This is a genomic window from Micromonospora sp. CA-263727 (assembly GCF_050942455.1).
Lineage (GTDB): Bacteria > Actinomycetota > Actinomycetes > Mycobacteriales > Micromonosporaceae > Micromonospora.
The window spans coordinates 2,131,100-2,144,605 of the sequence record NZ_CP192031.1 but is presented as its reverse complement, the minus strand read 5'-3'; the positions used below and the strand labels follow the sequence as shown (position 1 = coordinate 2,144,605).

Annotated in this window: 13 protein-coding genes; 6 read left to right on the top strand and 7 right to left on the bottom strand. The window is 73.4% G+C overall.

Translation table 11 applies throughout. From position 1 onward, the window contains the following. From ACQPYA_RS09755 to ACQPYA_RS09740, 4 genes are read left to right on the top strand one after another with little or no spacing between them, the layout of a single operon-like run. Positions 1-1,095: an STM4014 family protein gene (locus ACQPYA_RS09755; RefSeq protein WP_433532287.1), complete on the top strand. Its 1,095-nt coding sequence runs from the start codon at positions 1-3 to the stop codon at positions 1,093-1,095. Continuing rightward, entirely contained in the window at positions 1,083-1,886 is an 804-nt protein-coding gene (locus tag ACQPYA_RS09750) for an STM4013/SEN3800 family hydrolase (RefSeq protein WP_433532286.1), read from the top strand. The genes ACQPYA_RS09755 and ACQPYA_RS09750 overlap by 13 nt, the downstream gene beginning before the upstream one ends. Then, on the top strand, positions 1,880-3,208 hold the full coding sequence (locus ACQPYA_RS09745; RefSeq protein ID WP_433532285.1) for an STM4012 family radical SAM protein: 1,329 nt from the start codon (positions 1,880-1,882) through the stop codon (positions 3,206-3,208). The genes ACQPYA_RS09750 and ACQPYA_RS09745 overlap by 7 nt, the downstream gene beginning before the upstream one ends. Beyond that, positions 3,205-4,065, top strand: a complete 861-nt coding sequence (locus ACQPYA_RS09740; RefSeq protein ID WP_433532284.1) for an STM4011 family radical SAM protein — start codon at positions 3,205-3,207, stop codon at positions 4,063-4,065. Before ACQPYA_RS09745 ends, ACQPYA_RS09740 begins: the two co-directional genes overlap by 4 nt. 52 nt (positions 4,066-4,117) lie before the next feature. Here ACQPYA_RS09740 and ACQPYA_RS09735 read toward each other — a convergent pair whose 3' ends face one another. Beyond that, positions 4,118-4,852, bottom strand: a complete 735-nt coding sequence (locus ACQPYA_RS09735) for a cellulose binding domain-containing protein (RefSeq protein ID WP_433532283.1) — start codon at positions 4,850-4,852, stop codon at positions 4,118-4,120. Positions 4,853-5,032: 180 nt separating this feature from the next. Between ACQPYA_RS09735 and ACQPYA_RS09730 the strand changes: the two genes are divergently transcribed. Further along, positions 5,033-5,446: a VOC family protein gene (locus ACQPYA_RS09730; protein WP_433532282.1), complete on the top strand. Its 414-nt coding sequence runs from the start codon at positions 5,033-5,035 to the stop codon at positions 5,444-5,446. A 284-nt stretch (positions 5,447-5,730) separates the two neighbouring features. Then, positions 5,731-6,300, top strand: coding sequence for a nucleosidase (locus ACQPYA_RS09725; RefSeq protein ID WP_433532281.1), 570 nt, complete (start codon positions 5,731-5,733; stop codon positions 6,298-6,300). Positions 6,301-6,607: 307 nt separating this feature from the next. Here the strand turns inward: ACQPYA_RS09725 and ACQPYA_RS09720 are convergent, their stop codons facing one another. From ACQPYA_RS09720 to ACQPYA_RS09695, 6 genes are all read right to left on the bottom strand, one after another. Continuing rightward, positions 6,608-7,081, bottom strand: a complete 474-nt coding sequence (locus tag ACQPYA_RS09720; RefSeq protein WP_433532280.1) for an SRPBCC family protein — start codon at positions 7,079-7,081, stop codon at positions 6,608-6,610. A 41-nt stretch (positions 7,082-7,122) separates the two neighbouring features. After that, positions 7,123-7,722 carry a LutC/YkgG family protein gene (locus tag ACQPYA_RS09715; RefSeq protein WP_433532279.1) on the bottom strand — a complete coding sequence of 200 codons (600 nt, stop codon included), beginning with the start codon at positions 7,720-7,722 and terminating at the stop codon, positions 7,123-7,125. A gap of 76 nt (positions 7,723-7,798) precedes the next feature. Further along, entirely contained in the window at positions 7,799-9,229 is a 1,431-nt protein-coding gene (locus ACQPYA_RS09710) for a LutB/LldF family L-lactate oxidation iron-sulfur protein (RefSeq protein ID WP_433532278.1), read from the bottom strand. Continuing rightward, on the bottom strand, positions 9,226-9,999 hold the full coding sequence (locus ACQPYA_RS09705) for a (Fe-S)-binding protein (protein WP_433532277.1): 774 nt from the start codon (positions 9,997-9,999) through the stop codon (positions 9,226-9,228). The genes ACQPYA_RS09710 and ACQPYA_RS09705 overlap by 4 nt, the downstream gene beginning before the upstream one ends. Before the next feature lies 1 nt (position 10,000). Then, a complete protein-coding gene (locus ACQPYA_RS09700; protein WP_433532276.1) occupies positions 10,001-11,455 on the bottom strand; it encodes a rhamnulokinase in 1,455 nt (484 codons plus the stop codon). Continuing rightward, positions 11,452-13,482 carry a bifunctional aldolase/short-chain dehydrogenase gene (locus ACQPYA_RS09695; RefSeq protein ID WP_433532275.1) on the bottom strand — a complete coding sequence of 677 codons (2,031 nt, stop codon included), beginning with the start codon at positions 13,480-13,482 and terminating at the stop codon, positions 11,452-11,454. The genes ACQPYA_RS09700 and ACQPYA_RS09695 overlap by 4 nt, the downstream gene beginning before the upstream one ends. Between the last annotated feature and the right edge of the window lie 24 nt (positions 13,483-13,506).

The window sequence follows — 13,506 nt, the reverse complement described above, 5'->3', positions numbered from 1 at the left end:
ATGCGGCTGACCGTGGTCGGCAACCCCGGCAACCGCCGGGTGGAGCTTTTCACCGGCGCGGCGCTCGCCGCCGGCCTGCCCCGACCCGAGGTGCTGCCCTGGGTCGAGGTGCTGACCGGGGCCGCACCGCCGCCGCCGGGCACGCTGGTCCGGGTGGACTCGCCCGGCGAGGACTCCGAGGTCGACCGGTTGTTGCGCCGGTCGGCCCGCGCCGCCCGGCACGGCGAGCTGATCGGCCTCGCCGACGCGTACGCCGGGCTGGTCGACGGCATGGCCCGGCTGGCCGGCGGCGGCGCGTCCCTGCTCAACTCACCGGCGGACGTCGCCGTGCTCTGCGACAAGCGGCGGTGTCACGCGCTGCTGTCGGCGGCGGGGGTGCCGGTGCCGGCGGCGCTTCCCGGGATCGGCGGGTACGCCCAACTGCGGGCGGCGATGGCGCAGGCCGGGTGGGCACGGGTGTTCGTCAAGCCCGCGCACGGCTCCTCCGCGGCGGGCGTGATCGCGCTGGCCGTCGGCCCCCGGCGGGTGCAGGCGGTGACCACGATCGAGCACACCCCGCAGGCGCTGTTCAACTCGCTGCGGGTCCGCCGGTACACCGACGAGTCGCAGGTCGCCGCGATGGTGGACCGGCTCGCCCCGGAGGGTCTGCACGTCGAGCGGTGGCTGCCCAAGGCCGGGCTGGGTGAGCGGGTGGTCGACGTACGGGTGCTGGTGGTCGCCGGGCGGCCCAGCCACGTGGTGGTCCGCGCCGCCCACGGGCCGCTGACCAACCTGCACCTGGGCAACGCGCGCGGCGATCTCGCCGCGTTGCGGGCGGCGGCGGGGCCGCAGGCGTGGTCGGCGGCGATGGAGACGTGCGAACGGGCCGCCGCCGCCTTCCCCGGCTCGCTGCACGTCGGCGTGGACCTGATGTTCCTGGTCGGCTGGCGGCGGCACGCCGTGGCCGAGGTCAACGCGTTCGGCGACCTGCTGCCCGGCGTGCTGGCCGACGGCCGCGACAGCTACGCCGAGCAGGTGCACGCGCTGACCAGCGGCCGGTGGGAGCGCTGGCGGGCCGACGCCGGGGCCGGGAAGGTGCTGACGTGCGCCGCCTGATCGGTAGTCACGACCTGCTGCTGGTCACGCTCGACACGCTGCGCTACGACGTGGCGGCGGAGCTGGTCGCGGCGGGGCGCACCCCGGGGCTGGCGCGGGCGTTGCCGGGTGGCCGGTGGGAGCGACGGCACTCCCCCGCCAGCTTCACCTACGCTGCGCACCACGCCTTCTTCGCCGGGTTCCTGCCCACGCCGGTGCTGCCGGGCCGGCACGAGCGGCTGTACGCGGCGGCCTTCCCGGGCAGCGCGACCTCCGGCGCGGAGACCTGGGTGTTCGACGCCGCGGATCTGCCGACCGCGCTCGCCGACGCCGGCTACCACACGCTGTGCCTGGGCGGCGTCGGGTTCTTCAACCAGCGCAGCCCGCTCGGCGCGGTGCTGCCCGGCCTGTTCCGGGAGGCGCACTGGGAGCCGGAGTTCGGGGTCACCTCCCCCACCTGCCTGGACGCCCAGCTCGACCGGCTGGACGAGGTGCTGACCCGGGTGCCGCCGCGGCAGTCGCTGTTCACCTTCCTCAACGTCGCCGCGCTGCACCAGCCGAACCGGCACCACCTGCCCGGCGCCGACACCGACGACCTGGCCAGTCACGCCGCCGCCCTGGAGTATGTGGACGGCCGCCTCGGCCGGCTCTTCGGCCTGGTCACCGGTCGGGGCCGGCCGGTGTTCACGATCATCTGCTCGGATCACGGCACCGCGTACGGCGAGGACGGGCACAGCGGGCACCGGATCGGCCACGACGTGGTGTGGAACGTCCCGTACGCCCACTTCACCCTGCACCCGGGAGAATGGTGAGCAGCGTCGACCCGGGCCTCGACGGCTCGCCCTACCAGCAGTACCTCTACGCCTACCCGCACAAGACCTCGTACCGTCCGCTGCGGCCCCGGCCGCTGATCGCAGACGTGTGGCGGCCGGAGCCGCGCGACGCGCTCTTCCTCTACCTCCACCTGCCGTTCTGCGAGATGCGCTGCGGGTTCTGCAACCTGTTCACCCGGGCGAACGCGCCCGCCGAGCAGGTCACCGCGTACCTGCGGCAGTTGCGCCGGCAGGCCGAACAGGTCGGCGAGGCGCTCGGCGGACAGACCGGGTACGCCCGCGCGGCGTTCGGCGGCGGCACCCCCACCTATCTCACCGCCGACGAGCTGACCGAACTCTTCGACATCGTCACCGGCACGGTCGGCACCCGGCTGCCCGGCGTACCGCTGTCGGTGGAGACCTCGCCGGCCACCGCGACCCCGGACCGGCTCGCGGTGCTGGCCGGGCAGGGCACTACCCGGGTGAGCATCGGGGTGCAGAGCTTCCTCGACGCCGAGGCGCGGGCCGCCGGCCGGCCGCAGCGCCGCAGCGAGGTGGAGGCCGCGCTCGCGGCGATCCGGGACGCCCGGATCCCGGTGCTCAACATCGACCTGATCTACGGCATCGACGGGCAGACGGCCGGCACCTGGCGGGAGAGCCTCGACGCGGCGCTGGCCTGGCGTCCCGAGGAGCTGTACCTCTACCCGCTCTACGTCCGGCCGCTGACCGGGCTGGGCCGGCGCGCGCACGCCCGCGCCGACTGGGACGCCCAGCGGCTCGCCCTGTACCGGCAGGCGGTGGAGCGGCTCGGCGCGGCCGGCTACCGGCAGGAGTCGATGCGCCAGTTCCGCCGGGCCGACGTGCCGGCTCCGGACGGCCCGGACTACTGCTGCCAGGACGACGGCATGGTCGGCCTGGGCTGCGGCGCCCGCTCCTACACCACCACCCTGCACTACTCCTTCGACTACGCGGTCAGCGTCTCCCAGGTGCGGGCGGTGCTCGACGACTACCTGGCCCGGCCGGCCGACGATTTCCGGTACGCCGAGTTCGGGTACCACCTCGACGGCACCGAGCAACGCCGCCGCTGGCTGCTCAAGTCGCTGCTGCGCGCCGACGGCGTCGACCCGGCCGCCTACCGGGCCCGTTTCGGGCGTCCGCCCGCCGAGGATTTCCCGCAGCTCGGTCGGTTGGTCGATCGGGGCTGGGCCACCGAGGACGGGCTCCGGCTCACGCCCGCCGGGCTGGCCCGTTCCGACGCCATCGGCCCGTGGCTCACCTCCACCGAGGTCCGTCGGGCGATGGCCGGGTACGTGCCGCGATGAACCTGGCCGTCCTCTACCGTGGGCCGCTGGCCAGCTGCAACTACGACTGCCCGTACTGCCCGTTCGCCAAGCGGCGGGATCCGCCGGAGCTGCTGCGCGCGGACCGGGCGGCGCTGGCCCGGTTCACCGAGTGGGTGGCGGCGACCACCGACGTCCGGCTGTCGGTGCTGTTCACCCCGTGGGGTGAGGGGCTGACCCGCCGCTGGTACCGGGAGGCGATGGTGTCGCTGTCCCGGCTGCCGCACGTCGAGCGGGTCGTCATCCAGACCAACCTGGCCGCCCGGGTGGAGTGGCTCGGCGAGGCGGATACCGGCCGGGCCGCCCTGTGGTGCACCTACCATCCGGGCCAGGTCACCCGGGAGCGGTTCCTGGCGCGCTGCGCCCGCCTCGCCGAGCTGGGCATCCGCTACTCGGTCGGGGTGGTCGGGCTGCCCGAGCATCTCGCCGAGGCGCGAGCACTCCGCGCGTGCCTGCCCGAGGAGGTCTATCTCTGGGTCAACGCGGCCGAGGGACGGCGCTACGACGCCGCCGAGGAGGCGAGCTGGACGGAGCTGGACCCGCACTTCGGCTACAGCGTCCGCCCGCACCTGTCGCTCGGCCGCCCCTGCCATGCCGGGGAGACCGCCATCTCCGTGCTCGGCGACGGCACCGTCCGCCGCTGCCACTTCATCCCGACGCCCATCGGCAACCTCTACGACGGTTCCTGGCGGGCCGCCCTGACGCCCCGGCCGTGCGGCAACGCGATCTGCGACTGCCACATCGGGTACGTCCACCTCAAGCCGCTCGGGCTGCGGGAGGTCTTCGCCGGCGGGGTCCTGGAACGCATCCCCGCCGGCTGGCCGCGACCCGGACGTTGACGCCGGTCGCGGTCGCCGCACCACCGCTGACACCCGCCTCGCGGGCGGCAGGTCACCGCCCGCAGGTCAGCGCGATGCTTCCCGGCACCACGCTGGTCGCCGCCACCAGCCCGAAGGTGGTCGAGCCGCCCGGGGCGAGGGTGCCGTTGTAGGAGGCGTTGCGGACCGTGACGTCGGTGCCCGCGGCGTCCGCCACCCCGTCCCAGAGCGACTGGAGACGCTCGTCACCGGACCACCGCCAGGAGACCCGCCAACCGCTCAGCTGCTGATCACTGGTGTTGCGGACGGTGACGGTGGCGAGGAAACCACTCCCCCAGCCGACGTCGATCGCGGCGGTCGCATGGCACACCGGCGGTGGTGCGGTCCGCGCCGGCCCGCCGATCACGTACGGATCCCGCCGGCCCTCGGTGTCACTGAACCGGAACCAGTATTCGGTGTCCGGGGTCAACCCGCCGATGGTGACGTTGCCGAAGCGCTGGGGCTCAGAGACCGCCTCGGCCACCGGATCCTGCCACTTCGCGGCGTTCTCCCGGCTGGTGAAGAGGGTGACCGTGATCGGCGGGTCGTACCCGCAGGGCGGCACGAACAGCACCGAGTAGGTGACCGTCACGCTGGTGGCGGTCGTCCCGGTCACCAGGCCGCTGATGGGCAGCGCGGGCGGGCACGCGATCGGGGTCGACGGCGACGGGCTCGGGACGGGCGGTGCCTCGGTGGCGCCGGCCGACCCGACCCCGCCGACCAGGGTCAGGGTCGCGGCGGCCAGCACCGCGCCGAACGTGCGGATCATCCGTACCTCCCGGGGTTGCGGGCATCGGCCACGACGGATGGCCGATCGACGATGGTCAGCACGGCGGCCGATTTTGCATTTGAGAATATCAATGCGGGCGGCCGTGGGTGGGGCCGTCCGCATCGTTGTCCGGCACCGGTCGTTTGTCACGATGACCCTGGTCGAACCAGAGAGGGCGTAATGGCTTCCCGACTCAATCCGTACCTCAGCTTCTCCGGCAACGCGCGCGAGGCGATGGAGTTCTACCGCAGCGTCTTCGGCGGCGACCTCACGCAGAACACCTTCGGCGAGTTCGGCACGGATGATCCCGCGCTGGCCGACAAGATCATGCACGCCATGCTGGAGACCCCGAACGGCTACACGCTGATGGCCTCGGACACCCCACCCGGGATGGAACACGTGCCCGGCAACGACGTGTCGGTGAGCCTGAGCGGCGACGACGCCGACGGCCTGCGCGGGTACTGGGAGAAGCTCTCCGACGGCGGCATGGTGACGATTCCGCTGGCCAAGCAGATGTGGGGCGACGAGTTCGGCATGTGTATCGACCGGTTCGGCATCGGATGGATGGTGAACATCACCCAGCCCCAGAGCTGACCCGCATCTCGACGCGAGCCGGCCGACTCGCGGGTGTATCGGCGGCGTCTGGCCGGTCGAGGCGGGCACCATCGGCATCGGGCTGGCCCGCGACGACGTGCATCCCCACCCCGGCGTCTACCCGAACTCCTGCTCCCCGCAGGCCTGGTCGGCCAGCGCGGTCTTCGCGCTAAGCCAGGCGCTGCTGGCGCTGCGCCCGGCCGCCGGCATGCCAACAACTGAGCTGTCTGGACCGCCGCGCCCTCATCGGCGGGCCGGGTCGACCAGGCGGCTACCATCGCGCGGTGGGTCTTCGAGGAACGATCAGTCCGGACCGTCCGCTACTCGTCCTGGCCATCGCCGAGGAGGCCGCCTACCTCGACTCGGACCTCCCGGTGCTGCTCACCGGGATGGGCAAGGTGAACGCCGCGGCGGCCCTCGCGACGACGCTGGCCCGCGGTCCGCTGCCCGCTACGGTGGTCAACCTCGGCACCGCCGGGGCGCTGCACTCCGGCTGGACCGGCACCCACGAGGTGGGCAGCGTCGTCCAGCACGACCTGGACACGGAGTTCATCCGGCGGCTGACCGGGCAGACCGTCGGGGCACCGTTGGCCCTGGCCGGCGACGGCCCGGTGCTGGCCACCGGCGACCAGTTCATCGCCGACGACGAGGTACGCGCCGCACTGGCCGCCCAGGCCCAACTGGTGGACATGGAGGGCTACGCGCTGGCCTCGACGGCGCGGCGGTTCGGCGTACCGGTCCGCCTGATCAAGCACGTCAGCGACGAGGCCGGCGACGGGGCGGACCGCACCTGGCAGGAGTCGGTGGACGGCTGCGCCCGGATCCTCGCCCGGTGGGTCCAGGACCGACTCTGAGTTCAGAGCTTCTGTCTGCCTTTGATCAGCACGAACAGTGCCCGCCGCGCAACGGCGTTGCCTTTGGTGTCGATCTGGTAGCCCTCGATCCAACACCAGCCGTCACGGTCCGCCAACCACCTCCACCGAGGCGGCTCCTGCCCACGGCCATGATTTCACTGAGAAATAGCGACGCCGATCAAACAGCCCGCCGACGGCGGCCGGCTTGCACCCGACAACCGCGCCTACAACCGACTCGTACGCGGCCTGCTGGCAACCCGAACGCGGAAGGCGAGGAAACGTGAGTGGCGGCCCCTGTCGGCACCGGCTATCCGGCCGCCATCCGGCGGGTCAGTTCGGCCGCCCGGTACGACGCGACCTGACGCGCCTGCGTCGTCACGAACCGCCGCAGCGGTGCCGGTGCGCCGGCCGTGACCGACTCCCGTACCCGCGTGCCCTCCGCCACGGCGGTCAGGTCCACCTGCGCCCGCAGCCACACCCATCCCGGGCTGGACACCTCGCTGACCAGTTGACCGCCCGGCTCGGTGGCGATCATGCGTACCCGGATCCGGTTGTCCCAGCGCAACGGACCGACCAGCCGGAACCGCTCGACGGCGAGGTAGTCGGTGACCGCGCGGCCCTCGGCGTCGTGGCCGGTCCGCACGTCGCGGACCGCCACGATCAGCGGCGACAGCCCGATGTAGCTGTGCGGGTCGGTCAGGTGGCGGTACACCGTTTCCGGCGAGGCCGCGACGACGGCGGTGGTCTCGAACTCGATCGACGGTTTCCGATCATCGGCCATGCCACATCCTGCCACGCCGAGCGCGACCGGCCGGAGCCCACTCAGGTCAGCAGGACGACGTGCAGGTTGCGGGGCCCGTGCACGTCCTCCACCCGGCTCAGCTCGATGTCGCTGGTGGCCGACGGACCGCTGATCCAGGTCAGCGGGCGGTGCGGGGAGAGCCGGGCGAGCGCCTGCGGCACCGCGGCCACCACCTGGTCGGCGCGGAGCACGCAGACGTGCCGGTCCGGCAGCAGGCTGAGGACCCGGCGGCCCTGGTCGGGCGAGCCGTCGAGGACGACCGTGCCGGTTTCGGCGACCGCGACCGCCGCGCCGGTGACGACCCCGTCGGCGGCGTCGATCTGCCCGATGTCGAGCCCGTCGTCGGTCAGCGCGGTCACCGTCGGGGGCAGCCAGGCCGGCGGCAACCCCGGCGGTACGACGATGGTGGCTCCCGCCGGCAGGATGTCGGCGATCGTGTCGGCGACGGCCGTCTCGGGCACCCGGTGCACGTGGGCCCGGTAGTCGGTCAGCCGTTCCACCAACCGGTCGAGGTCGAGCGTGCCCCCGGACCGGTAGTCGCGGGGCACCTGGACCGGGGCCGGGCCGCCGGACGCCAGGGCGGCGCGCAGCCGGCCGAGGACCAGGTCGCGGGAACTCACGCCACCACCTCGCTACGCTCGGCGTCGACCTGGGCCTGTTCCGCGCCGCGTTGCCGGTTCACTCGCTGTCGCTCGCTCATCGCTCGGCCCACCACTCGCGGAACGTCTGCGGCGGCGGCTCCGGCAGGTCGCGGCTGCCCGTCCAGCCGTCCAGCGGCGGCGGCAGGCCCCGGCCGCGCCGCCCGGCGAACCGGCTCAGCCGGGCGGCGCGCTGCGCGGCCTCGTACAGCCGCGGTCGGTCCATCGTGTACGCGGCGGCGGCCAGCGCGGCGGACTCGCCGCGCGGGTGGGGTGCCTGGTCGCGCAGATGCACCAGCAGCTCCGGGATGTTGATCTTCACCGGGCAGGCGTCGTAGCAGGCGCCGCAGAGCGACGAGGCGTACGGCAGCGAAGCGTTGTCGGCCACCCCGGTCAGCTGCGGGGAGAGCACCGCGCCGATCGGGCCCGGGTAGACCGACCCGTACGCGTGCCCGCCGGTGCGCTCGTACACCGGGCAGACGTTGAGGCAGGCGGAGCAGCGGATGCAGTGCAACGCCGACCGACCCACCTCGTCGGCGAGCACCGCGCTGCGCCCGTTGTCCAACAGCACCAGGTGGAACTCCTGCGGCCCGTCCCCGGGCGTGACACCGGTCCACATCGAGGTGTACGGGTTCATCCGCTCCCCGGTCGACGCCCGGGGCAGCAGTTGCAGGAACACCTCCAGGTCCCGCCAGGTCGGCACCACCTTCTCGATCCCCATCACGGTGATCAGGGTCTCCGGCAGGGTGAGACACATCCGGCCGTTGCCCTCGGACTCCACCACCGCCAGGGTGCCGGTCTCCGCCACCGCGAAGTTGGCCCCGGAGACCGCCACCCGGGTGCTGAGGAACGTCTGCCGCAGGTAGCGACGGGCGACGGCGGCCAGCGCCGCCGGCTCGTCGGTCAACGCCGGGTCCACGCCCGGCATCGCGCGCAGGAAGATCTCCCGGATCTCCGCGCGGTTGCGGTGGATCGCCGGCACCAGGATGTGGCTGGGGCGGTCGTCGCCGAGTTGCACGATCAGCTCGGCGAGGTCGGTCTCCACCGGCTCGATTCCGGCCTCGGTGAGGGCCTCGTTCAGCCCGATCTCCTGGGTGGCCATCGACTTGACCTTGATCACCCGGTCGCTGCCGGTGGCGCGTACCAGGTCGGCGACGATCCGGTTGGCCTCCTTCGCATCGGCGGCCCAGTGCACCACGCCGCCGGCCGCCGTCACCTTCGCCTCCAGCTGTTCGAGCAGCTCCGGCAGGCGGGCCAGCACGTCCGTCTTGATCGCCGAGCCGGCCGCCCGTAGCTGTTCCCAGTCGGGCAGCTCGCCGATGACGGCGGCGGACCTGGCCCGGATCGTGGTGGTGGCGTGGCCGAGGTTGCGGCGCAGCTGCGAATCGTCCAGGGCCCGCCGCGCCGCCACCGGGAACGGTTCGTCGCCGCGCAGGTGTCCCACCCCGGGCGGGGCGGTCGCGGGCAGGCCGAGGAAGGTCCGGGTCACGATCGCACCACCAACTCGCTCGGCTCGCCCGGTGTCTCGCGCTGCTCGGTGGCGGCGAGGATCTCGGCGAGGTGCACGGTCCGGACCCCGCTCCGCAGCCGGGACAGCCCGCCACCGATGTGCATCAGGCAGGAGGCGTCCCCGGCGGCGCAGACGTCCGCACCGGTGGAGAGCACATGCCGCATCTTGTCCGCCAGCATCGCGGTCGAGGTGTCGGCGTTCTTCACCGCGAACGTCCCGCCGAACCCGCAGCACTGCTCGGCGGCCGGCAGCTCGACCAGGTCGAGACCGCGCACCTCGCGCAGCAGCCGCAGCGGCCGGTCCCCCACCCGCAGCATGCGCAGCGAGTGGCAGGTCGGGTGGTAGGTGACCCGGTGCGGGTAGTAGGCGCCGACGTCGGTCACCCCGAGCACGTCGACCAGCAGCTCGGAGAGCTCGTACGTCCGCCCGGCCACCGACTCGGCCCGGCTGGCCAGCCCCGGGTCGCCCGCCCGCCGGGCCACCATGGCGTGCTGGTGCCGCACCGACCCGACGCACGAGCCGGACGGGGCGACCACCACGTCGTACGGGTCGAAGGTGCGCACGTGCCGCCGCACCAGCGGCAGCGCCTCCCGCTGGTAGCCGGTGTTGACGTGCATCTGCCCGCAGCAGGTCTGCCCGGTCGGGAAGACCACCTCGTGCCCCAGCCGTTCCAGCAACCGCACCGTCGACTTTGCCGCCTCGGGAAACATGGTGTCGGCCAGGCAGGTCACGAAGAGCGCGATCCGCACGTCACACCTCCAGCCGCCGGGAAGCCGCCCGCCACCCGGCGGACTCGCCGCCCGGCTCGTAGCGCACGATCTCGTGAGTCTGCCGTAACAATCGCCGGAGCGCAGCAAGGTCGTCACCGACGACGCCGGCCGCGCGGGCCTGCACCAGCACGTTGCCGAGCGCGGTGGCCTCCACCGGGCCGGCCAGCACCGGCAGGCCGCAGGCGTCCGCGGTGAGCTGGCAGAGCAGCGCGTTGCGCGCGCCGCCACCGACGATGTGCACGGCGTCGACGTGCCGGCCGGAAAGCTCCTGGGCCTGCCGCACCGCCCGCCGGTGCGCCAGCGCCAGGCTGTCGATGATGCAGCGGACGACGGCGCCCGGCGACTCCGGCACCGGCTGACCGGTGCGGCGGCAGGACTCGGCGATGCGGGCCGGCATGTCGCCCGGCGGCAGGAACGCCGGCTCGTCGATGTCGACCACGCTGCGGAAGGCGGGTTCGGCCGCGGCGGTGGCCAGCAGTCCGGGCAGGTCGGGCGCTCCCCAGCCGCGCAGCGACTCCTGCAACGGCCACAGACCCATCACGTTGCGCAGATAGCGGATGGTGCCGTCGACCCCGCCCTCGTTGGTGAAGTTCGCCTGCCGGCTGGCCTCGGTCAGCACCGGCCGGTCCAGCTCGACGCCGACCAGGGACCAGGTGCCGCAGGAGATGTAGGCGAAGTGTTCGCCGGTGGCGGGCACCGCGACCACGGCGGAGGCGGTGTCGTGGGAGCCGACCGCAACCACCTCCGGCGTGCCGGGCAGGTCGAGTTCGGACCGCGCCGGCCCGATCCGGGCGCCGGGTTCCCGCAGCGGCGCGAAGAGGTCGGCACGGATGCCGGCGTCGGTCATCAGGTCGGTGGCCCAGGCCCGCCGGTGCAGGTCGTACAGCTGGGTGGTGGAGGCGTTGGTGACCTCGGCGCCGATCTCGCCAGTGAGCCAGTAGGCGATCAGATCCGGGATCATGAGCAACCGGTGGGCGGCGGCGAGTTGCGGCGAGCCGGCGGCGGCCACGAGCTGGTACAGCGTGTTGAACGGCAGTTGCTGTAGACCGGTGGTGGCGTAGAGCCGCTCGGCCCCGACCCGTCGCGTCACCTGTTCCAGCACGCCCTCGGTACGGGCGTCGCGGTAGTGCACCGGGTTGCCGAGCAGCGCCCCGGCGGAGTCGAGCAGCCCGTAGTCGACCGCCCAGGAGTCGACGCCGACACTGGCCACCGGGCCGGCCGAACGCAGCCCGGCGAGCACGTTGCGGTACAGGTCGAGGATGTCCCAGTGCAGCGTCCCGCCGACACGCACCGGCTCGTTGGCGAACCGGTGCGCGGCCGACAGGCGCAGCACGCCCGGACCGATCTGGCCGACCATGACCCGGCCGCTGGCGGCCCCGAGGTCGACGGCCGCGACGGCCACCTCCCCGCCGCCGCGGGGCTGCGGAGTCGTCACCGCAGGAAGGCGGCGGCGACGCCGGCATCGACGGGAACGTGCAGGCCGGTGGTGTGCGACAGGTCGCCGGCGGTGAGGGCGAAGACGGCGTTGGCGATGTGCTCCGGCAGCACCTCCCGCTTGAGCAGGGTGCGCTGGGCGTAGAACTCGCCGAGCTTCTCCTCGGGCACGCCGTACACGGCGGCCCGGTCGGCGCCCCAGCCACCGGCGAAGATGCCGGAGCCGCGGACCACCCCGTCCGGGTTGATCCCGTTGACCCGGACGCCGTGCGCGCCGAGTTCGGCGGCGAGCAGCCGCACCTGGTGGGCCTGGTCGGCCTTGGCGGCGCCGTACGCGACGTTGTTCGGCCCGGCGAAGACCGAGTTCTTGCTGGCGATGTAGACGATGTCGCCGCCGATGCCCTGGGCGACGAGCACCCGGGCGGTCTCCCGGGAGACCAGGAACGACCCCTTAGCCATCACGTCGTGTTGCCGGTCCCAGTCCCGGACGGTGGTGTCCAGCAGGGACTTCGACAGCGACAGCCCGGCGTTGTTGACCACCAGGTCGACCCCGCCGAAGGCGAGCACCGCGGCCCGTACGGCGGCGGCGACCTGCTCCTCGTCGGTGACGTCGAGCGGTACGGCGACCGCGACGTCCGCCCCGCCGATCTCGCCGGCCACGGTCTGCGCGGCGGCGGTGTCCCGGTCGGTGACCACGACGCAGGCGCCCTCGGCGGCGAGCCGGTGGGCGATCGCCCGGCCGATGCCGGACCCACCGCCGGTGACCAGCGCGATCCGCGTGGCGAGCGGCTTGGGCGCGGGCATCCGCTGGAGCTTGGCCTCCTCCAGCGCCCAGTACTCGATGCGGAACTTCTCCGCCTCGTCGATCGGGGCGTACGTCGACACCGCCTCCGCGCCCCGCATGACGTTGATGGCGTTGACGTAGAACTCGCCGGCCACCCGCGCGGTCTGCTTGTTCGCCCCGAAGCTGAACATGCCGACCCCGGGCACCAGCACGATGGCCGGGTCGGCGCCGCGGATCGCCGGGCTCTGCGGGCCGGCGTGCCGCTCGTAGTAGGCGCGGTAGTCGTCCCGGTAGGCGGCGTGCAGCTCCCCGAGCCGCGTGATCGTCTCGTCCAGCCCGGCGGTGGGCGGCAGGTCGAGCACCATCGGTCGGACCTTGGTGCGCAGGAAGTGGTCCGGGCAGGAGGTGCCGAGGGCGGCCAGCTCGGGCATCCGCGCGCGGCCGACGAAGTCGAGCACCACGTCGCTGTCGGTGTAGTGGCCCACCTGGGCCCGGTCGGTGCAGGCGAGGCCCCGCAGCACCGGAAAGAGGGCGGCGGCCCGGGCCCGCCGCTCCGGCTCCGGCAGCGGCTCGTGCACCAGCGCCCCGAGCGGCTCGGGGCGTCCGTGCTCGGCGAGGTACCGCGCCGCGGTGGCGATGATCTCGCGAGAGTTCGCTTCGCACTCGTCGCTGGTGGCGCCCCAGGCGGTGATGCCGTGCCCGCCGAGGATCACGCCGATCGCCTGCGGGTTGGCCTGCTGCACGGCGGCGATGTCGAGGCCGAGTTGGAAGCCGGGCCGACGCCACGGCACCCAGAGCACCCGGTCGCCGAAGATCTTCCTGGTCAGCTCGGGTCCGTCGGCGGCGGTGGCGATCGCGATCCCCGAGTCGGGGTGCAGGTGGTCGACGTGCGCCGCCTCGACCAGACCGTGCATGGCGGTGTCGATGGAGGGCGCGGCACCGCCGCGCCCGTGCAGGCAGTAGTCGAAGGCGGCGACCATCTCGTCCTCGCGCTCCACGCCCGGGTAGCCGGTGACCAGCGCCCGGAGCCGGTCGAGCCGGAGCACGGCCAGCCCACGCTCGGTGAGCGTCCCGAGGTCGCCGCCGGAGCCCTTGACCCACACCAGGTCGGTGGGCCCGCCGGTCACCGGGTCGGTCTGCACGCCCTTCGCGGAGGTGTTGCCACCGGCGTAGTTGGTGTTGGCCGGGTCTGCGCCGAGCCGGTTGCTGCGGGCCAACAGGTCGCGTACCGCGGGATTCGTCATGGTTTCCTTCGCAGCGGGAGAGGT